At 49.8% G+C, this 21,449-nt stretch carries 18 protein-coding genes, 2 tRNA genes and 3 rRNA genes; 6 read left to right on the top strand and 17 right to left on the bottom strand.

The features are described 5' to 3' along the window. The first annotated feature begins 43 nt into the window (after window positions 1-43). The 6 genes from dksA (at window position 44) to rrf (ending at window position 6,166) form a co-directional block, all read left to right on the top strand. A complete protein-coding gene (gene dksA / locus RRV97_RS09580) occupies window positions 44-460 on the top strand; it encodes an RNA polymerase-binding protein DksA (RefSeq protein ID WP_003747644.1) in 417 nt (138 codons plus the stop codon). A gap of 457 nt (window positions 461-917) precedes the next feature. After that, window positions 918-2,458 (top strand): 16S ribosomal RNA (locus tag RRV97_RS09585). Window positions 2,459-2,563: 105 nt separating this feature from the next. Continuing rightward, window positions 2,564-2,640, top strand: a tRNA-Ile gene (locus RRV97_RS09590). A gap of 5 nt (window positions 2,641-2,645) precedes the next feature. Further along, window positions 2,646-2,721 (top strand) — tRNA-Ala (locus tag RRV97_RS09595). Window positions 2,722-3,068: 347 nt separating this feature from the next. Then, window positions 3,069-5,957 (top strand): 23S ribosomal RNA (locus RRV97_RS09600). A 95-nt stretch (window positions 5,958-6,052) separates the two neighbouring features. Continuing rightward, a 5S ribosomal RNA gene (rrf, locus tag RRV97_RS09605) occupies window positions 6,053-6,166 on the top strand. Together the 16S, 23S and 5S rRNA genes with 2 tRNA genes alongside form the textbook arrangement of a ribosomal RNA operon. A gap of 646 nt (window positions 6,167-6,812) precedes the next feature. On the opposite strand, the gene RRV97_RS09610 is transcribed toward rrf, so the two are convergent. From RRV97_RS09610 to RRV97_RS09690, 17 genes are all read right to left on the bottom strand, one after another. After that, a complete protein-coding gene (locus RRV97_RS09610; RefSeq protein ID WP_315611391.1) occupies window positions 6,813-7,595 on the bottom strand; it encodes a hypothetical protein in 783 nt (260 codons plus the stop codon). Window positions 7,596-7,598: 3 nt separating this feature from the next. Continuing rightward, a complete protein-coding gene (locus RRV97_RS09615; RefSeq protein ID WP_315611392.1) occupies window positions 7,599-9,704 on the bottom strand; it encodes a hypothetical protein in 2,106 nt (701 codons plus the stop codon). Beyond that, entirely contained in the window at window positions 9,697-10,272 is a 576-nt protein-coding gene (locus RRV97_RS09620) for a YmfQ family protein (protein WP_315611393.1), read from the bottom strand. The genes RRV97_RS09615 and RRV97_RS09620 overlap by 8 nt, the downstream gene beginning before the upstream one ends. Window positions 10,273-10,276: 4 nt before the next feature. Next, window positions 10,277-11,329 (bottom strand): baseplate J/gp47 family protein, encoded by a 1,053-nt coding sequence (locus RRV97_RS09625; protein ID WP_315611394.1) that lies wholly within the window; start codon window positions 11,327-11,329, stop codon window positions 10,277-10,279. A gap of 13 nt (window positions 11,330-11,342) precedes the next feature. Then, window positions 11,343-11,690, bottom strand: coding sequence for a phage GP46 family protein (locus tag RRV97_RS09630; RefSeq protein ID WP_315611395.1), 348 nt, complete (start codon window positions 11,688-11,690; stop codon window positions 11,343-11,345). 117 nt (window positions 11,691-11,807) lie between these two features. Further along, window positions 11,808-12,470, bottom strand: a complete 663-nt coding sequence (locus RRV97_RS09635; protein ID WP_315611396.1) for a phage baseplate assembly protein V — start codon at window positions 12,468-12,470, stop codon at window positions 11,808-11,810. Then, window positions 12,467-13,675, bottom strand: coding sequence for a phage baseplate assembly protein (locus RRV97_RS09640; protein WP_315611397.1), 1,209 nt, complete (start codon window positions 13,673-13,675; stop codon window positions 12,467-12,469). The genes RRV97_RS09635 and RRV97_RS09640 overlap by 4 nt, the downstream gene beginning before the upstream one ends. After that, a complete protein-coding gene (locus tag RRV97_RS09645; RefSeq protein WP_315611398.1) occupies window positions 13,665-14,996 on the bottom strand; it encodes a DNA circularization protein in 1,332 nt (443 codons plus the stop codon). The genes RRV97_RS09640 and RRV97_RS09645 overlap by 11 nt, the downstream gene beginning before the upstream one ends. After that, window positions 14,993-17,062 carry a phage tail tape measure protein gene (locus RRV97_RS09650; protein ID WP_410505873.1) on the bottom strand — a complete coding sequence of 690 codons (2,070 nt, stop codon included), beginning with the start codon at window positions 17,060-17,062 and terminating at the stop codon, window positions 14,993-14,995. The genes RRV97_RS09645 and RRV97_RS09650 overlap by 4 nt, the downstream gene beginning before the upstream one ends. Before the next feature lie 338 nt (window positions 17,063-17,400). Further along, on the bottom strand, window positions 17,401-17,565 hold the full coding sequence (locus RRV97_RS09655) for a hypothetical protein (protein WP_315612268.1): 165 nt from the start codon (window positions 17,563-17,565) through the stop codon (window positions 17,401-17,403). Beyond that, window positions 17,562-17,963 carry a hypothetical protein gene (locus RRV97_RS09660; protein ID WP_315611400.1) on the bottom strand — a complete coding sequence of 134 codons (402 nt, stop codon included), beginning with the start codon at window positions 17,961-17,963 and terminating at the stop codon, window positions 17,562-17,564. Before RRV97_RS09660 ends, RRV97_RS09655 begins: the two co-directional genes overlap by 4 nt. 3 nt (window positions 17,964-17,966) lie before the next feature. Continuing rightward, the gene (locus RRV97_RS09665) at window positions 17,967-18,344 is read right to left on the bottom strand and encodes a phage tail protein (RefSeq protein ID WP_315611401.1); all 378 of its coding nucleotides are present in this window, start codon (window positions 18,342-18,344) and stop codon (window positions 17,967-17,969) included. Between the two features lie 62 nt (window positions 18,345-18,406). Then, entirely contained in the window at window positions 18,407-19,822 is a 1,416-nt protein-coding gene (locus tag RRV97_RS09670; RefSeq protein WP_315611402.1) for a phage tail sheath subtilisin-like domain-containing protein, read from the bottom strand. Beyond that, window positions 19,822-20,016, bottom strand: a complete 195-nt coding sequence (locus RRV97_RS09675) for a DUF2635 domain-containing protein (protein ID WP_315611403.1) — start codon at window positions 20,014-20,016, stop codon at window positions 19,822-19,824. The genes RRV97_RS09670 and RRV97_RS09675 overlap by 1 nt, the downstream gene beginning before the upstream one ends. Beyond that, window positions 20,003-20,656 (bottom strand): phage protein Gp37, encoded by a 654-nt coding sequence (locus tag RRV97_RS09680; RefSeq protein WP_315611404.1) that lies wholly within the window; start codon window positions 20,654-20,656, stop codon window positions 20,003-20,005. The genes RRV97_RS09675 and RRV97_RS09680 overlap by 14 nt, the downstream gene beginning before the upstream one ends. Further along, window positions 20,640-21,068, bottom strand: coding sequence for a gp436 family protein (locus RRV97_RS09685; protein ID WP_315611405.1), 429 nt, complete (start codon window positions 21,066-21,068; stop codon window positions 20,640-20,642). Before RRV97_RS09685 ends, RRV97_RS09680 begins: the two co-directional genes overlap by 17 nt. After that, a complete protein-coding gene (locus RRV97_RS09690; RefSeq protein ID WP_315611406.1) occupies window positions 21,068-21,439 on the bottom strand; it encodes a hypothetical protein in 372 nt (123 codons plus the stop codon). The genes RRV97_RS09685 and RRV97_RS09690 overlap by 1 nt, the downstream gene beginning before the upstream one ends. Between the last annotated feature and the right edge of the window lie 10 nt (window positions 21,440-21,449).

Below are 21,449 nucleotides of genomic sequence, written 5' to 3' on the forward strand. Positions count from 1 at the left end.
CCCGTAGCATCCAAATCATTAACATAAACCGAAAGCAGACACCATGGCAAAGCTGACAGAACAAGATATTTTAAACTGGGATGGTCCCGAAGAGGACTACATGAACAGCGACCAATTGGCCTTCTTCCGCGAACTACTGGTTAAAATGCAAGAAGAGCTGATTGAAAATGCAAACACCACTACCGGCCATCTCCAAGAGCACGAATCCGCCCCCGATCCTGCCGACCGCGCCACCCAAGAAGAAGAGTACGCTTTAGAACTGCGCACCCGCGACCGCGAGCGTAAACTTCTTAGCAAAGTACAAGCGACCATCCGCAGCATTGACGAAGGCGATTACGGTTTCTGTGCCGATACCGGCGAACCCATCGGCCTCAAACGCCTGCTGGCACGTCCGACCGCGACACTGTCCGTAGAAGCGCAAGAGCGACGCGAACGAATGAAAAAACAGTTTGCCGACTAAAATAATAGACATAAAACCTCAAAAAGGCCGTCTGAAATATGATTTTCAGACGGCCTTAGTATTGAACCGGGTTGGATATTGGAAGCGAATAGGGAAGATTTGAATGTTTTTAGAAAAATAAAAAACCTGTTAAAACAGGGGAGTGATTAAATTTTCGAAAATAATTTCGAGAAAGGTGTTGACTGGTTTTGTTGGGAGGCGTATAGTTCGGTTCTTCGCTGCTGACGCGGTGAAGAAAACGAAGCAGACAGTATAACACAGTTGGTTGAAATTTTCGATAATTTTAGTTGACTTTTGAAAATTGTACTGTATAATTCGATTCGCTCTTTAAAAAACAGATTACCGATAAGTGTGAGTGCATTAGGCCTCACACTGTTTGAAAGACAGACAAGATGATGTTTTAGACATTGTCCTGTCGGTTTCTTTGAAGCAGACCAGAAGTTATAAGTTAGAGATTGAACATAAGAGTTTGATCCTGGCTCAGATTGAACGCTGGCGGCATGCTTTACACATGCAAGTCGGACGGCAGCACAGAGAAGCTTGCTTCTTGGGTGGCGAGTGGCGAACGGGTGAGTAACATATCGGAACGTACCGAGTAATGGGGGATAACTAATCGAAAGATTAGCTAATACCGCATATTCTCTGAGGAGGAAAGCAGGGGACCTTCGGGCCTTGCGTTATTCGAGCGGCCGATATCTGATTAGCTAGTTGGTGGGGTAAAGGCCTACCAAGGCGACGATCAGTAGCGGGTCTGAGAGGATGATCCGCCACACTGGGACTGAGACACGGCCCAGACTCCTACGGGAGGCAGCAGTGGGGAATTTTGGACAATGGGCGCAAGCCTGATCCAGCCATGCCGCGTGTCTGAAGAAGGCCTTCGGGTTGTAAAGGACTTTTGTCAGGGAAGAAAAGGCTGTTGCTAATACCGACAGCTGATGACGGTACCTGAAGAATAAGCACCGGCTAACTACGTGCCAGCAGCCGCGGTAATACGTAGGGTGCGAGCGTTAATCGGAATTACTGGGCGTAAAGCGAGCGCAGACGGTTACTTAAGCAGGATGTGAAATCCCCGGGCTCAACCTGGGAACTGCGTTCTGAACTGGGTGACTAGAGTGTGTCAGAGGGAGGTAGAATTCCACGTGTAGCAGTGAAATGCGTAGAGATGTGGAGGAATACCGATGGCGAAGGCAGCCTCCTGGGATAACACTGACGTTCATGCTCGAAAGCGTGGGTAGCAAACAGGATTAGATACCCTGGTAGTCCACGCCCTAAACGATGTCAATTAGCTGTTGGGCAACTTGATTGCTTAGTAGCGTAGCTAACGCGTGAAATTGACCGCCTGGGGAGTACGGTCGCAAGATTAAAACTCAAAGGAATTGACGGGGACCCGCACAAGCGGTGGATGATGTGGATTAATTCGATGCAACGCGAAGAACCTTACCTGGTCTTGACATGTACGGAATCCTCCAGAGACGGAGGAGTGCCTTCGGGAGCCGTAACACAGGTGCTGCATGGCTGTCGTCAGCTCGTGTCGTGAGATGTTGGGTTAAGTCCCGCAACGAGCGCAACCCTTGTCATTAGTTGCCATCATTAAGTTGGGCACTCTAATGAGACTGCCGGTGACAAGCCGGAGGAAGGTGGGGATGACGTCAAGTCCTCATGGCCCTTATGACCAGGGCTTCACACGTCATACAATGGTCGGTACAGAGGGTAGCCAAGCCGCGAGGCGGAGCCAATCTCACAAAACCGATCGTAGTCCGGATTGCACTCTGCAACTCGAGTGCATGAAGTCGGAATCGCTAGTAATCGCAGGTCAGCATACTGCGGTGAATACGTTCCCGGGTCTTGTACACACCGCCCGTCACACCATGGGAGTGGGGGATACCAGAAGTAGGTAGGGTAACCGCAAGGAGCCCGCTTACCACGGTATGCTTCATGACTGGGGTGAAGTCGTAACAAGGTAGCCGTAGGGGAACCTGCGGCTGGATCACCTCCTTTCTAGAGAAAGAAGAGGACTGATGCATTCACACTTATCGGTAAACTGTAAAAGATGCGGAAGAGAAAAGCTTGAGTGAAGACAAGATTCGCTTAAGAAGAGAATCCGGGTTTGTAGCTCAGCTGGTTAGAGCACACGCTTGATAAGCGTGGGGTCGGAGGTTCAAGTCCTCCCAGACCCACCAAGAACGGGGGCATAGCTCAGTTGGTAGAGCACCTGCTTTGCAAGCAGGGGGTCATCGGTTCGATCCCGTTTGCCTCCACCAAGCACTTTACAAATCAAAGGAAGCCTGCTATACTTAGCAGCTTATTTTGATTTGCGAAGTGAAATATCGACGCATCGATCTTTAACAAATTGGAAAGCCGAAATCAACAAACAAAGACAATGAGTTTGTTTTGATTTTTTATTCTTTGCAAAGGATAAAAAATCTCTCGCAAGAGAAAAGAAAACAAACACAGTATTTGGGTGATGATTGTATCGACTTAATCCTGAAACACAAAAGGCAGGATTAAGACACAACAAGCAGTAAGCTTTATCAAAGTAGGAATTTCAAGTTTGCTTCCCTAGTCAACGGGTAGGTAAACAAAGTCAGAGAGGTTCTTGAAATGATAGAGTCAAGTGAATAAGTGCATCAGGTGGATGCCTTGGCGATGATAGGCGACGAAGGACGTGTAAGCCTGCGAAAAGCGCGGGGGAGCTGGCAATAAAGCTATGATCCCGCGGTGTCCGAATGGGGAAACCCACCTCTTAGGAGGTATCCTTATCTGAATACATAGGATAAGCGAAGCGAACCCGGAGAACTGAACCATCTAAGTACCCGGAGGAAAAGAAATCAACCGAGATTCCGCAAGTAGTGGCGAGCGAACGCGGAGGAGCCTGTACGTGATAACTGTCGAGATAGAAGAACAAGCTGGGAAGCTTGACCATAGTGGGTGATAGTCCCGTATTCGAAATCTCAACAGTGGTACTAAGCGTACGAAAAGTAGGGCGGGACACGTGAAATCCTGTCTGAATATGGGGGGACCATCCTCCAAGGCTAAATACTCATCATCGACCGATAGTGAACCAGTACCGTGAGGGAAAGGCGAAAAGAACCCCGGGAGGGGAGTGAAATAGAACCTGAAACCTGATGCATACAAACAGTGGGAGCACCCTTGTGGTGTGACTGCGTACCTTTTGTATAATGGGTCAACGACTTACATTCAGTAGCGAGCTTAACCGAATAGGGGAGGCGTAGGGAAACCGAGTCTTAATAGGGCGAACAGTTGCTGGGTGTAGACCCGAAACCGAGTGATCTATCCATGGCCAGGTTGAAGGTGCCGTAACAGGTACTGGAGGACCGAACCCACGCATGTTGCAAAATGCGGGGATGAGCTGTGGATAGGGGTGAAAGGCTAAACAAACTCGGAGATAGCTGGTTCTCCCCGAAAACTATTTAGGTAGTGCCTCGAGCAAGACACTGATGGGGGTAAAGCACTGTTATGGCTAGGGGGTTATTGCAACTTACCAACCCATGGCAAACTAAGAATACCATCAAGTGGTTCCTCGGGAGACAGACAGCGGGTGCTAACGTCCGTTGTCAAGAGGGAAACAACCCAGACCGCCAGCTAAGGTCCCAAATGATAGATTAAGTGGTAAACGAAGTGGGAAGGCCCAGACAGCCAGGATGTTGGCTTAGAAGCAGCCATCATTTAAAGAAAGCGTAATAGCTCACTGGTCGAGTCGTCCTGCGCGGAAGATGTAACGGGGCTCAAATCTATAACCGAAGCTGCGGATGCCAGTTTACTGGCATGGTAGGGGAGCGTTCTGTAGGCCGATGAAGGTGCATTGTAAAGTGTGCTGGAGGTATCAGAAGTGCGAATGTTGACATGAGTAGCGATAAAGCGGGTGAAAAGCCCGCTCGCCGAAAGCCCAAGGTTTCCTACGCAACGTTCATCGGCGTAGGGTGAGTCGGCCCCTAAGGCGAGGCAGAAATGCGTAGTCGATGGGAAACAGGTTAATATTCCTGTACTTGATTCAAATGCGATGTGGGGACGGAGAAGGTTAGGTTAGCAAGCTGTTGGAATAGCTTGTTTAAGCCGGTAGGTGGAAGACTTAGGCAAATCCGGGTCTTCTTAACACCGAGAAGTGACGACGAGTGTCTACGGACATGAAGTAACCGATACCACGCTTCCAGGAAAAGCCACTAAGCTTCAGTTTGAATCGAACCGTACCGCAAACCGACACAGGTGGGCAGGATGAGAATTCTAAGGCGCTTGAGAGAACTCGGGAGAAGGAACTCGGCAAATTGATACCGTAACTTCGGGAGAAGGTATGCCCTCTAAGGTTAAGGACTTGCTCCGTAAGCCCTGGAGGGTCGCAGAGAATAGGTGGCTGCGACTGTTTATTAAAAACACAGCACTCTGCTAACACGAAAGTGGACGTATAGGGTGTGACGCCTGCCCGGTGCTGGAAGGTTAATTGAAGATGTGCAAGCATCGGATCGAAGCCCCAGTAAACGGCGGCCGTAACTATAACGGTCCTAAGGTAGCGAAATTCCTTGTCGGGTAAGTTCCGACCCGCACGAATGGCGTAACGATGGCCACACTGTCTCCTCCCGAGACTCAGCGAAGTTGAAGTGGTTGTGAAGATGCAATCTACCCGCTGCTAGACGGAAAGACCCCGTGAACCTTTACTGTAGCTTTGCATTGGACTTTGAAGTCACTTGTGTAGGATAGGTGGGAGGCTTTGAAGCAGAGACGCCAGTCTCTGTGGAGCCGTCCTTGAAATACCACCCTGGTGTCTTTGAGGTTCTAACCCAGACCCGTAATCCGGGTCGGGGACCGTGCATGGTAGGCAGTTTGACTGGGGCGGTCTCCTCCCAAAGAGTAACGGAGGAGTTCGAAGGTTACCTAGGTCCGGTCGGAAATCGGACTGATAGTGCAATGGCAAAAGGTAGCTTAACTGCGAGACCGACAAGTCGAGCAGGTGCGAAAGCAGGACATAGTGATCCGGTGGTTCTGTATGGAAGGGCCATCGCTCAACGGATAAAAGGTACTCCGGGGATAACAGGCTGATTCCGCCCAAGAGTTCATATCGACGGCGGAGTTTGGCACCTCGATGTCGGCTCATCACATCCTGGGGCTGTAGTCGGTCCCAAGGGTATGGCTGTTCGCCATTTAAAGTGGTACGTGAGCTGGGTTTAAAACGTCGTGAGACAGTTTGGTCCCTATCTGCAGTGGGCGTTGGAAGTTTGACGGGGGCTGCTCCTAGTACGAGAGGACCGGAGTGGACGAACCTCTGGTGTACCGGTTGTAACGCCAGTTGCATAGCCGGGTAGCTAAGTTCGGAAGAGATAAGCGCTGAAAGCATCTAAGCGCGAAACTCGCCTGAAGATGAGACTTCCCTTGTGGTTTAACCACACTAAAGAGTCGTTCGAGACCAGGACGTTGATAGGTGGGGTGTGGAAGCGCGGTAACGCGTGAAGCTAACCCATACTAATTGCTCGTGAGGCTTGACTCTATCATTTGAAGAACTTCAAATAATAAAAGCTTACTGACTGATTCAGTCATCACCGAATAATTGATTAAGGCTTTACCGATTTGTAACAGTTTAAGTTTGGCGGCCATAGCGAGTTGGTCCCACGCCTTCCCATCCCGAACAGGACCGTGAAACGACTCAGCGCCGATGATAGTGTGGTTCTTCCATGTGAAAGTAGGTCACCGCCAAACACCCATTCCGAAGCCCCCGACTGATGTCGGGGGCTTTTTATATGCCTGTCGTTTCTATCGGTTTGGCGGCAGAATTGGGATAACAGGTGTTGGGGTCAAACATTGGGATAGTGATGTACCGGTGTTTATGGAGTATTCGTGCATCTTGGCATTTGAATTAGAAATATTTATCCTGTTGTTATTCTTGCACAAAAGTACCGAAAGTTACGGTTAACCGTTTGGAATGTTTGAAATCGAACGGTATTTGCGTTAATATGTCGTATGCATTTATATGGAATGGGGCCGTGTTCTACTGTCGTGTGGCAGTGTCGGCGGGGTGGGGAAAACCGTCCTGCAGACGGCCCGGTTGATTCAATCTGACACGTTATAGGAAAACCCTGATGAAGAAATTTTTATTTGGTGTAAGGCGGTAAAAACTTTTGCACACCTAATTGGCGACTTTTACACAACTAGCCGCACAGCAAAGATAATAACTTTTGCACAAAAGACCCATTTAAAAATGATTTAAATGGGTCTTTTATTAGTTTTAAAACCAGTAAACATTCGCTTAATTACTCCACTCTTCGACATACAGATAGATAGACTGTTTTGCCTTATCGAAGTTGCTACGGATTTTAACGCTGTTTACAGGTAAGCGGCTGCATTATTACTCCCAAGCCGGAGTATTGTATTTACGGCGGGCATATTCAAGGAGCAAGTCGCTGGTATATTGATTATCTGCAATATAACCATCAAAAACCATTACATGACCGACATAACCTTTCCAGCCAACAGCATTCTCCGGGTTCGCAGAAGCAGGCCATTTACCCACAAGCGCGGGCTCGTCTTTCAGTTTTCGCGGCGTTAAATTTGCTCCCGAATTAAAGCCTTTATCATCACGGATGGTACTGCGGTTTGCCGAGAAATCAGTTGAAGCAATTAAAGACAACGGCTTACCGATAAGATTACCCTTATTCAAATCCAAATTGGCAGAGTTGATTGAAATACTTGTATTACGAGCATAAACAGAAACGAATGCATTTTCTTTTCCAGAAACCAAAATCGAACTTACCGGAGTAGTTGCCTCACTCTTCATAGCAAACACGACAATCGTCATGTTATTCATTGAGGCTTTGAAGGCATCAGTATCCGAAACCATGCCCTTAGATCCGTCAAAATAAGCAGATGAAACCCCACCTAAAATACTGTTATCCAGTAAGGGAGCCTGTTCCGGTGTCGCCGTCAGATGGTTGCCGAGAGCTGATTTATCGGTAATTTTAACAATACGCCCGCCTGATACATTGCGGACTGCAGGATCGCTCATATCCCAAAAGGCTCGCAATCCTGGCAAGGCACGGATTTCAGCTTCCAACGCCGAAATATCGCGGTCAATGATTACCGGCAGTTTTTTATTACCGAATACAGTATTTAAACGAACAAGTTGTCCCATAATTTACTCCTGATTGACGGGCAGCTCGAAAGCAAAAGCCCAGTTATATAATTTAAATTGGCCGTCTGAAGAAACTGCCGTATCAGAATCCCGCAAATTACCGCGAGAACCCTCCGCTCTGCCGCTCTTACCGCCAACGCCGTTGTCAAAAGCATACGTAATCTTGGCTCCGGACGGGATATCCTCGGTTGAGGTGATACGTATTTTATTTTGATTGGCCAGCAATTTAACCGAATGTATAGAGGCAGTACCCGAGTTATACAGCGCAAAACCATAGTTGCCGGGATTAACCACTTGTTCTTCGTCCAATACCAATGGCGCAACAGGCACATGAAATTCAATATCTACAGTACGGGCATCAACCTTAGTCAATGTCTTAGGTCTTAAACCAAGCCAATCCCCACCTTCGTCCACTACGATTTTCTTAACCTTCGCATAGTATTCCCCCAAATATTTAGTATCCGGAGCAAGAATATGCGCATAGTCTTTATAGTTGAACTGATACTTTGGACAAACCAAGAAAATACGCGGATGCTCTTCGGATGCCTTGAGTTGTAAAAATGGAGTTGTAAACTGATGCCGGCCTTCCGCCGTACCTTTATAACCGGCCGCACTGCTTGTTTGGCAGGTCAGCATTACAGGTTGCTCCTCTTGCCCGGTAATAGCCTTGATGTCGGCAGTAAAATCGTTCAGCCACTCAATCAAATTCTTATCATAGGCAGTATTACTAATATTGCCATCGCCTTCACCGTGAATAACGAATAAAGCTTTATAAGTCGGCTTAAAAGGGAAGTTCATCATTGTTTTCAGTTGCTTGATGATTTTCTCGTAAGTCCCGGTATTCCCACCTTTTTTCAAGCGGCTATAAACCATGCCGCCGTGAGCCGCCCCAATCATCATTAATCGGCGATCATGGCTTTTCAAATCACAGGCGGCAAAAGAACTGCAAATCGTCTCGTACACTTGCTCTTTCAGGTCAACCGGACGACTGCCTGCGGATCGGGATTGATTAGGAACAGGTCCAGTATCCATCATATAGGCTCTGCCGACGGCAACAGGAGTTTTAGTGACTGCCTGATTCGCACCACCTTCAGCCAATGACTGGCCGGTCACGATATAGCCGTCAGTCGAACTTTCCTCAAAGACCTGTTTAGTTTTACCGCCCGTGACTTCATATGTCAGCATCACGCCGCGACGTGGCGCAACATAACGTATAGATTGGCCGTATGCCTGACAGGCCTCCACATCGCCACGCTGGGTAATACGTGTTGTCACACCGCCTTTTTGTCGGAAAACATCACCATCTTTGAGGTAAACCATACCGGAATCATCTGCCACACCCCCCGAAAAATGAACCGAACCATCCGGTTTGATATGTGTGGCCGCACGGCCATCCTGGTCAGTTACCACATAAGCAGTATCCTCATGCAGGCCGATATGACCGCCGGGCAACATCATCTCCCCGTTGGGCGCATGGAAACCAAACAGCAAGTGATTTCGACGATCAACCATAGCCCAGCCGGGGAAATTGTCATTATTTTGAATAGTCGCCGACGGCTGATAAAAATCGCCGCCATGGGTCACACCATAAGCCACCTGTCCGTTAACATCGGTAACGGCCTGAGCCAGCCACATATCCACATTGTGAACACCAATCCCCGACATCTGCGCCATCAATTGATTAATTAAACTTTGCAACAGCGCAATAGCATCAGTCTTATCAGACTTCGCAAGCAGTTTCTGCAGCTCTTCGATAGAGCCGGGATTTTCAGTCGCAAACTTCAACAACGCTTCGGACAACAATTTCTCAACATAAGCGACGTTCGCAATCTGGTTCTTATTCGCCCCATCCGGCTCAGGAGTTTCAGGCACGCCCGAAAAGCTTGGCGAACTCAACCCGGCCAACCCCTGAATCGTATTAGCGACAATTTTCTTTATCGCGCCTAAAAGCTGACGCTGGTCTTCCTTATCCGGCGCAATTCCCGCTTCTTGAATAATATTAATTAATTCGGTCTGAACGGCATTCAGCCAATCCGCCGTCACAGGCGTACCCGGAACACGACGCGTACCGTTCTCAAACAATCCGGTTTTACTTCCAATTTTATGCATGAATTTCCTCTCGGTATTCAAAACGGCAATATGTCCATGCCGGCTTAAGATCGTTAAATATAGATTCGATTATCGGATCAGCCTGCCACGACACAAGGTCGCCGCTTCGTGCCTCTCCCGCGCGGAATAGATATGTACTGACATCGCCGTTAACCACCTGGACACACCATCGATATTCTGCCTCTTCGATGTTCAACTCATCTCCGGCGCAGCTGGTTCCTGCGCGGAATACATCCTCTTCGTCGATGTAAATCTCATACCCGGCCTGCTCGGCCAGATTTAAAAAATAAGGAATACTCAAACCGCCCGTATCGTTAATCTTGGCAACAACCGCAGCAACTCGGTATTGATAGGGCTTATTAGAGTTATCAAGCCCCAGTACGCGCTCCCAACTACTCAACAATTCATTCGATTGCTCAGGCGTGACCGCGCCCGATACCGTGCCGGACGTATCGGCTACATTTTGCAATACCCGGCCATCCGTCCTTGCCTGTCTGACTACATATTCAGCATTTCGCGCATAAGAAACAGGCGGCAAAAGCCCCAGCAGAGTATTTTGAATATTCATCCCATCAACCCATACTGTTAATCACAACATCACCTAAACGAAACCAAATAACATCATCGTTTTCATTGTCTGCCGACATATTGCGTAACGGCTCATACAAGATTCGGTCTTCCACACCCGATACCGCACTGACAGCTGCCTCAATTTGAGATTTAACCAAATCCTCTCCCGGCAGAAGCATGTCGAAATATTCACTGATCGCACGTTCAACAGGGGTCTGCACATCATCGATACCGGGCATCACCACATCAACGACCACATCAACCTCTACCGCCTTAGGTGCCATTACCAGCACATTCTTGGCCGTAACCGGACGCACACTGTCGATATAATCCTGACAGGCCTTAATAGTTTCCGGCGTAGGCAATTTATTGCCGCTGGTAATCACCACATCGACCGTTCCCAGCCCACGGCGCAACGGATAAACATAAGCACTCGTCACCCCGTCCACCTCAAGAGCCCAGTCTTGGAAATCGTATTTATTTCCTCCGGCAGCAGGCCGTCTGATTCGAGCCAGCAAACGTGTCAGCAATGAACCGTCGCTCTCAGCATCGGTACCGCCTTCCGCATTAATCACACATCCACTCGGCACACCTGCAGGCGCGGCCATAAATTGAGCCGGGCCGTCTGACACATTACCCCCCAAACCTTCATCAACCGCCTTTACCGCCACGCGATAACGCCCGTCTGACTGCACGACTGCCTGCTCGGTTGTCATAAAGAACCGTTCGCCTTGTTTGATTTGGATACCCGCCTCAATCAAAGCATCGGCCAATGCACCTTCACCGGATGCATATCCGGCAGCCGCCGTAGGATTTCGGCGACGTATGCCGCGCAGGTTGGCGTGACGTTCCAAATATTCACTGTCCGCCGTGTCAGGGAAAATTTGTCGCGCAATCCATGCCTGATGAGCATATTGACCGACGGCAACGCTTGCCAACCGACTAGCATGAACAAAATGGTCACTGTCATTACTGATGTCGGCTGACGGATCTAAAGACTTCGTATCGCGCAGAATACTAGAGCGCACATCGTCAAAAGTCGGAATTTGAAACATCTTTAAACCTCTTTTAAATCACCGAAACACCATGCCGGTAGTCAAATCCGCCATCGGCCGTGACCACTTTAATATTCAGATACAAAATGCCGTTGTGTGGCTGCTCCGCCTCAACCGTAATACTTTCAGCGCGGCCATCATCAATAATCGGCTGCAAAGCCTCTTCAGCATATTGTTTAGCAAGCAGACCAACACGATCGATGTCTTTCTCACGCTCAAGCAGGTGCAGAAGGGAGCCTATTTTTTTATCGGCCCACCAACTTCCTAATGGCGTTTTTAAGCGAATATAGACAGCATTCTTCAAATTGTTGATGGAGCGGCCGGTGTAATCACCCGTTACCGTATCAAGTTCTTTTTCCATCTCATCATTTTATTCAAGCTAAATAACCAGATAGAGAAAACGTCCTTCAACCCCGAAGCGTAAAAAGGCCGTCTGAAACAGCTTTAAATACTGCTTCAGACGGCCTTTAAAAGAACCTTAAATAACATCGCCGGTTTGCGCGCCATTGGTCTCGAAGTGCTTGTGATTACTGCCGACATCTTTGCCATTATTGGTTAATGCACCGGTAGTCTTCAAATCCCCGGCCATATTCACATTTCCGGTAAAAGACGTACCGCTACCGCCCTGAATGGCCATACCGCCGTTGCCGTTGATTTGTCCGGCCGCCGTCACTTGCTGGGTCGCACTCAGATTCGGCGTGTCAAATTCAGCGCCTAAGCTGGCATTGACCTGGTAACTTTTACAATTAACCTTATAAACATCACAATCCGCCTCAATAATACGCCCCTTCTTAATAACGATTTTCGCGCCTTCGTTACTATAAATTGCCGTTTCTCCGGGCTTCAGGTTTTTAATCCGGAAGCTGCCATGCTCCGTAGCCACAATCACACCGTGCGAAGTATCGCCGCCCAACGGTATGACCACAGCCTCCGTACCTTCGGGCGGACAGCTCGTAAACCCGAACTCCTGCAAGTGTTCCAAGTCCTGAAGCATCTCGTCGGCCAGACCGCTCAACTGTATGCGTTGAACCGGCTCCGAAGAAACCACTAAAGTAACCTTGCCGCGGAACGCCGCACGCACGGTATCGCCAATATCACGCGCCACTTGGCCGACACGCCTTGCCATTTTTGCCAAACTCATTCAAACACCGCCGTTCCGCCCAATCCTGATTTTGATTTAGCCGCCTTGCGTTGTGTTGCACGGGTCTTGCGTGCCTGAGTGCGCTTATTGGCAGCCGCCTTTTTACCCTTATCGGTTACGCCTTTTTTCTTACCCTTGCGGTTTCTCGCTTTTTCGGCTTTTACCTGATAAGCATCAGGTGTCCATATACCATCTTCCTTCAGGCGCAGTTCAGTAATCGTGCCATTACTCCGATTTAGTCCGAAACGCCTGCCCATTAAGAAAAACACAGCATCGATGCCTTCCTCCTCATCAATAACATGAACACGCTGTCCGGGTTGCCACAGCACGCCTCCTTCGGTCTTATGGTCGCCAACAGTAATAGTCAACGTAAAACCCTCCAACCGCCAATCGGCAAGCTGCTTTTTTGCCTGCTTTTGCAAGGCAGACAAATTCTCGGCATCATGAATAACAACGGTTTTAGGTTTGTGCAGGCTCATTGTCGGGTCTTTATGAACCCACTTCAAATCATGCTTACTACTGTCACCGCGCTTGGCATGGCTTTGCCCCAAAAACGTTACCTCCGAATAACGGTTTTCAACGCCGCGTTCTATATTGATTTGTTCCACATTACGCCTTTTATCATCACGGCTCCAGCATAGCGTTGCCACCGGCTCACTGCTGTAATCTGCTCCTCCAATTACCAATATGCCGTCAGGCGTAAACCAAGGATGCAGGCCGACCGAATTGGCGATATGCGTCAAAGCCTGCCATACCGTTTCGCCAGGCTCAATGTCAATCTTGTCCAATGTTTCATTCTTTTCCGCACGAAGTTCCACCCTGGCAATCTGCGGCCACGGCTCAACCAGCTTCTTCACCGCAGCCAATACCGTCATCCCTTTAACATTGAGTTGAGGGGCGGAACAATCGACCAAAAAGCAGGCCAAATCCCGACCGGACAAGCGCAAATCCCGACGGCCTTTACTTTTATCGTCGCTTTGATTATCGACGATGCCAGTCAGGACGACTTGCCCATTAATCAATACCTCGCAGGATTCTCCCGATAAATCAGGGATTTCAGCGGCACCGTAGTGCAGGCCGACCGTCATATCAAAAGCATCGGCAGGAATCAAGAAATCACTGTCGATACTATAAGCCTCCCAATCGCGGTGCTCATTGCCGCCAATACGGATGGAAATAGTGTTTTTATAACTGTTATTTTGCATAAGCATTGACCAAAGTATTTCGACGGATAAAAGAAGGATGGGTAATATGCGGATTCAGCCGCATCAACTCATCCGCACGACCGATATCGGCATAAAAAGCAAACGCAATTTGATGGATAGTACCGTCCGAAGGCGCACGGCGCACAATCAGCGGTGGTTTTTGATCAATAGCCGCCACCACCAGCGCATTAAGACGGCCTACCGTCTCACGCATAGCCTCAATGGTTTGATGGCAGGTGCTATAAACAGATTCCGCCGACAACTGTTCAGACAAAGCCGCCTTCTCAGTCTCACGCAAAGCATCAATTGCAGCCTGTACGCGCAAGCGCACAGATCGGTTGAGTTGCATCAAGTCCGGAGCACTCATGTCCTCGCCGTAATCCTCAATCATTTCGGACGCGATCTCCACCAGCACGCCGGTAACAGATAGTTCAAGCACAAGCCGTATTGCCTGTAGCTGTCTGTCCGTCAGGCGGCTCAAATCCGATACAGCATTGCCGCGGTGGTCTTGGCGCAAGCGGTTTGGCACTGCCAATACCGATTCACCGGCCTTAACCGCCTCGTCAAACCGTTGGCGCACGGAAAAACCGCCCATTTGAACATCAATAGCCGTGCCGACATCGGTTGCTTGGCGCAAACCAGCCTCAATCAATTCGCCGATTTGTTTCACCGAATTTTTCGCCCCCACGTGGAAAGCAGCCTGGCTATAACTCCCACCCTTGAAAGGCCAACCGATGGCATCAAAACCCAAGAGCGAGCGGATAGATGCAAATACCCCCGATAGTCCGCTCAACAGCCCCTGTGCGCTGCCCCATAAATCCGACACACCGCCTTTTACCGCAAATATAGCGTCAATAAATCCCTCAGCCACACTGCGGTAAGAGTCGATACGCGCAATCAGACGCTCCAAAGACATTAAAAATGAGTTTTCAAACACCAAAATCGGCTGCGCTTCCGTGGCTTCGCGAAACGTGATGTCAATCGCCGCCCAATCAACATTATCGGCCTCATGACGGTAATTCCAACTTGCCGGAATCATGTTCTGCATCCGCCCCCAAACAGGATGGACAAGCACACCGCCGCCGCTTTCTTCCAATACTTCCAAAAGCTTCAGCAGTCGGCTCGAATACTGCCGCCCGAAGAATACCGCACTGATATTAACCTCACGCCCGGTGTTGCCCATATCTTCCAAATCAACACCCGATGTAAAAGGCCGGGCATGCGCGGCCAAATCCTTGGCGTTACGCTCTTCAATACGTTCAATCTCAAAAGGCACACCTTTAAACGAAGCCTCTTGTAAAACAGTATGCCAACCACTCATTGACCTGCTCCCCGACTAAACATAGCCACCTGATAACGCGCCACCTCATTGGCGATTACCCGGCCATCAAGATTTACCGTCATATTATTAGTAATCGTCGGATTGACTGCCGCCAACGCTGCCGACACTTGGTCGATACGCGAACCGACGGCCTCCGCATTTGCCTGCACCGCCGCCGTGTACTCGCCCGTCTGTTGCATAATCGCGGCCTGATAAGTAGCGGTTTGCTGGACAATGAACGGAGAAAGCTTTTCAGGCGGCTCTGCAGGAATAGGAGGCATAGGAACAGCAGGAGGAGGCGGAGGAGCAACCGGTTGAGCGACTGGGGTACTAGGTGGGGTATCGCGCACCGCATCAGTAATCGCGGCATGAATCAATCCGCCAACCCCACCGATAGCCGCACCAATGGCAGTGCCGATACCGGGGACGATAGAACCAATAGCCGCACCAATAGCGGCACCGCCCGCAGTAGATTGCAAATAGCCAGTGCCACGGCTATCCCACCCGCCCTCGAAGAACTTCTTACCCTCATTTCGGTTGATTCGGTCATGCGAGTCCCATACCGCCCAACCACCGGCAGTACCAGCGGCAAGAGGAATCGCAAAACCCCCAACTGCACTCGCACCGGCACCAATCATCGCTCCAGCACCACGAATGCCTCCGCCGATCATCCCTCCAACACCACGGAGGCCGCCCCCAATCATCCCGCCCATACCGCCAATATTCGCAATAGACATAATGCCCAAAGCACCGGCGGCGGCCGTTGCCGCCGCAGCCAAAGTTTTAACGGCAAGAGCCGCATTAGGGTACTCCGCAGAAAGCCGTTTTAAAGCAGTTTCCGCCTCAATAGCCACACTTGGATCTTGTCCGAGCATAGTTTTAGCGTCTAATTGCTCCTGTTGGAATGTTGCAGAGCTCTTCATGACCTGCCACTTTTTATCGACTAAGCTGTCGGCAGGATCCAGCCCCATCAGCCCTTGCATATACTCTTGGATTTGCGCCATATCGGTGGCGGCCAATAAGCCGCCTTTAGCTTGGATGTCCGGCATTAAAGAAGACAACACAAAGCCCTTCATGATATTCATTTGGCTTTCGGCAGTTTTATCACCGGCATCCGCACGTTTTTTATAGGCTTGATATTGAGCGTCCTTTTCCAGCATAGCATTCGCCAAACGCGACAATACCTGCACCGCGCTTTCGCCCTTTTCCTTACCGCGCAACACAGACCCTTCCCAGTCTATTGTCTTGCCATCCGCGCTTGGATTAGTCATCTTCTTCAACCGCTTTACCGTATCTGCCGATAATGTTTTTTCCAACAGGTTGCGCACATTATTTGCCGCCTCACTGTTTGACCCCGCCTTGTTCGCGGCAGATTGCAAAGTTGACAGCAGGAAGCCGAAGCCCTCCAATCCGTCCATACCTGCCGCTTTGGCAGCAGGGAGGAGTGCAGGCAACTCACGGACCATGTCTGCAATTTCAAAGTTCCCCTGCATCCCCGACTTCATCGCGTACTCAAAAGCCTTGGCCAAATCATTGCCCTTGAATCCGAAATCCCCTAAAACTTTCATCAGTTTTGCCGCTTCATCAGGGTTGTATTCGCCGATTCTTTCAGCAGATACCAACATTTGCCGATGAGACGAGTGGGCATTATTTTTAACCTGCTCGAAGCTCATGCCGTTGGCCATCATGCTGTTAATCAGACCTAAGGCAGCATCTGCGGTACCGCCGTTTTTATCGACAAGCTCGGTTGCCAATGCCTTAATTTCCGCCTTGCCTTGGGTAGCAATCCAACCCGCCGATTTATCCTTATCCTCACCAAAAGCCTGGAAGGCAACCTGTGTTATATTGGCATCAAGTTGCTTGGCATTATCCATTGCAGGCTTTAGCACACCGTAAGCGGCCGCTCCACCGGCAATCAACGCGCCGCCAACGGCCAACCCCTTGCCGAATTTACCCTGCAATCCAACGCCGTCTTTTAATTCTTGATTCAGTTCGCGGATACGGTTTTTCGTCGCCAGTGCCGCACGCTGCAAGTCATTACCTGTCGCACGACCGCTGCGCGCCAACCGGTTATAAGCTGCCTGAGTCTGCTGGATCTCACGTCGGATCTCCTTTTCGGAGCGGATACCCAATTGGGCGTTTGCCATCCTTTGCTTATTTAAATCCCGCAATGCCGGGCCAAACCGCTTAAGATGGGATTCGGTATCCTTAATCAACCGCAATGCGCCACCGTCTTTACCTTGCAACAGCAGCAAAAGCTTCATGTTTCCGTCAGCCATAAAAAAGCCCTTGAACTTAAATTAACTCAAGGTCAATTATCGTTCAAAGGCTTATTAAATCAGGATTTAAAGCTTTTCAACCCCATAACTGAGAAAGGCCGTCTGAAGTTCTCAGACAGCCTGGCTTATTCCTGTTCCTGCTTTTTACGTCGCTGCGAAATAATCACATCGCCCCGTTCCGGCTTGATACCCATACTGAGCAGGACATCGTCGGCCCATGCTGCGGCTTCGGCATGGCTCATAGAGGATACTTCGCAAGCGGTCAAGCCGGCTTTTGCCATCAGTATCACGATTCGCCGGTAGTTTCCGTGGACTGTCCGGTAGCTATATGGTTCGTTTCTGCCGCCGCGGTGGTTTCGCGGTTCACCGTAGCGGCGGCGGATTTTGCACGCAGCTCGTCCATAGCCTCCATAATCAAACGATAATCTTCGCCGACAAGATTGTTCATCAAATAATCCACCGTTAACGCCTCGGCCGGGACACCGCCGAACTCAACCTGCTGAGTCCAATAAGCCAAAGTCATGGCAACCGATGTCGAGTTTTTATCCAACTCTTTACCGTCTGCAAAATCATCAAAAGCGGCCAACGCGTTCAACTCGCCGCCAATGGTCAATGGACGGACAACGACGTTTTTAAAAATACCGTCTTGATATGGCAATCCCCAAGTCAAAACTAAATCCTGCTTCATGTATTACTCCAAAACCTTATGCAAAGCCTGCATTTCGATATCGATACGAGCTTCATTGTCCGCCTCATACTGTTCCGATGTTTCAATCGTGAAGCAGTCGAGATAAGACGTACGGCGGTCTTCTTTGTTAATCGGATAGATTGTGATTTTGGCTTTAGTGATGTTGTCCCAATCAATTTCCGTGCCATCGATCGGGATTGCGGCCGTCACAGACAGTTTATGTTCGGTCACGCCGTCGGCATAGCCCAACACGCGGCCTTTACGGTTCATGGTTTTAACTGGCTTTCGGCCTGTCGTTGTTTGAGGTTTCAGGCTGATGATTTCAACTTCCGCACCGTTAACCTCCATAACAATCGCACCTGCATAAGTAGCGTCGCTCATGCTATATCCTTTTCTTCATTCTCAGACGGCCTTTAGATTGCCTTAAAGGCCGTCTGAAAGGGTTACAAAATCAAATCAATGCGGCCGGCAAAAACATGCAAGCCGTTGACCACATCAGCCGGAATGACCGCATTCAAACGGTTTGGGTCATTTTCTGCACGAACCATCTGCAATTTACCTTTATTGGCTTCGGCATTTTCAATGATTTCGGCTTCTTCAAGTTTAATCAACACGTCTAAAACTTCCGACTTGACCTTAGGTACCAAGGTGTCAGACAGCTTGGATCGTGGGAAACGCAGAGCAATACGCTCTTTTACAGCCTTGCGCGTGTAATCCAACGTGCGGATAGTCGTAATATCCAACAGGCTAGGGTCGTCGACATTAGCCGCCGATTTAGTATACGTGGAGACCGCACGCATAATCTGTACCTTGTTGTTAACCACAGTCAGCGGGGTCATACCGTTGTACAGTGCATTATTGCATTCGGTGAACAACGGCCAATCCGCATCAGGCGTAACAGTCAAACCACGTACTTCCAGCGTATTCAACGGCTTGGCAGGGTCTTGCTCGGCGGCCAATTGAGCCGCATACCCGGCGGCAATCAAAGCATTGCCTTCTACCGCCCCTTTATACCAGGCACAGGTCGCACGACCGTCATTGATTTTTGCCGCAAACGCAATACCGGTGGCCAGCGTACCGCGCCAGCCCAATACACCGATACAGCCGCGCTGTTCAATGGCATTGGATACATCGGTCAAATGAGTGCTTAACGCTTTGGCATTGGCATCATCGACAAACGGGCACACCACAACGTGATATTGCTTACCGGCGACAACGGCCAACGCCTCGCTAATATTGGCATTTTTCTGACCATTGGCCATTGCCGTTACCTTGAAATTCAGACCCGCGGCACCGGATTGAACCTTAACACTGATTTCATTGCCGATTTCGCCTTTGTTTTTAGCCGTCAGCGACAACGTTGCACCTGAACCGCCACCGGCCACCAGACAGGCAGGGGAGGCAGTCAGCTTGGCACGCAACTTATCGGCCACCGCCTCGGCACTAATACCGGCAGGCACAGCGATACTGTATTCCACGCCGCCAATAATTAAATCTACCGCACCGGCAGAAGTTGAATTGCCGGATACGACCACACTGCCGACGGCAGCCACGCCAGCCTCATGATCCGGCACACCGATAACAGTTACGTCCAAATAAGCATTATTGGAAAATACCTGCTTGACCATAGCCTGCGCCCAAGAGCCTTGACCGAACAAATCGCCCGCCTGCGCATCACTGTAAAGCTGCACCGGAGTCAGTGCAGGCTGTTTACCGCCTGCCGTCATCGGGCCGAGAATCAGCAACTTCTGCGGATTCTGAGGCAACCCCTGTACCGCAGTACGGGTATTAAATTCGATGTATTGACCCGGTACGCGCAAAGCTCCGGGGATCGTATCGAAAGAGATTTTTTCAGCCATTATTCAGCACCTTTCTTTTTATCTGATTCAGACTCAACACTGCTCGCAACCTGAATCAAATCACCCTCGGCAATCAGACGGCGGTAGTAGAGCGCGTTGTCCACTTCTACCGGCATATCGCCGATATATTCATAAGGGTTATGCGCCATCGGCACATTCAGGCCGTCGGCGGCCTTGACTTTAATCTTGTCCATCGGATTTCCTCAAATCAAAATGGTGCGGCAGTTTTGCGCCGCGTTTTGGGTCAATAATCAAGCCGTCCATAATTTCAAACGGCGGATACGGTGCGGACAATTCGCCTTTGTATTTGGTAAACAGGTAATCGGGGTCGGCAGGGTCTCGGGCTTCCTCGGGGAAGCGGCCGTTTTCTAAAGCCATACTGTTCCAGTGCAATGTATATTCGACCGCATAAATCGACACCGCTGCATTCGTCACCAATACATGATTGGCAATCGGACGTATCGCATTAGGGATCAGGCCACGGGAATCATCACCGGCCACACGCTGCCCATCAAGCAGACGGCGCACGGCGGTAATCAAATCATTGCTGCCCACCTCGCGGATATCGATGCCGCCTTGACGTAAAGCCTGCTCATTGCGCAACGAGCGCGTGGCACACATCACCACAAACTCGCCGCTGTTGCGGTAGCGGAAATTGCCGCTATCGGCCTTTTCCACCTTACAGCCGCCGAATGTTACCCACACCGCAGGCAGGGTATGGATTTGTCCTGCCAAGTCGTCGGCTTCGCCGTTGTAGCTTTTAACAGTACGAACCATCTGTCCCAAGCCGCGCTTTAGACGGTCGGTAATAGCTTGCTCAATTCGTGTTATCACGGGAAAAAATCCTATTTTTTGCATTCATAAACACAATACCGTCTGAATCTGCCTCAATCTGTCCGCCATCATCATCCAAGCCGAGCTGTACTTCGCCCTTGGCCAAAGCGCGCAACAAATCAAGCACATCGATTTTGTAGCGGTTGCGGATTTCTTCGGTAATCAATACACCCGAAGCCGCAGTCAGCCGGTAACGGGCAATATCGCAACACAAGCGCACCAAAATCGGCGGAGTATCTTTGAAAGGACGTTTAAAGCGGCCTAAATAAGTGTCGATTTCCGCCGTTGCATCTTCAAGCGCCACTAAAGCCACGTCCTCATCAACAAGACCGTCTTGGTTGCGGTCGGTAATTTGAATCACATCCAAATCACCGAAGCGCGCCACCATATCTGCTACATCGGCGTAAGCCATTATTTAACCTTCTTGGTTTTCAGCATGGCCTCGTCCAAGATACGCCCCCATGCCTCTTCGCCGACATCGGCGCGTTTCACGATCTGCCATTGGCCGGTAAACAAGATGCCGCAACGCCAAAATTCAGTACCGTTGGCAGCACACACCAGCATTTCATCATCTTCGCGGCCTGCAGGCTGCGTGTTTTCCTGTGTTGCACCTGCCGGAACTTGAGCCAATTGAGCATTCAACCTGGAAATTTCTGCTTTCAAACGTTCGTTTTCAGTAATTACGACCTCAAGCTCTGCCTTTGCCGCATCCAGTTGTGCCTGTACTTCATTGACAACATCATCGGATGCCGCAGTTTCAATATTTTCAGTGGTTTTAGCCATTTTTCTCTCC

The sequence above is a fragment of the Neisseria sp. DTU_2021_1001991_1_SI_NGA_ILE_055 genome (assembly GCF_032342915.1).
Taxonomy (GTDB): domain Bacteria; phylum Pseudomonadota; class Gammaproteobacteria; order Burkholderiales; family Neisseriaceae; genus Neisseria.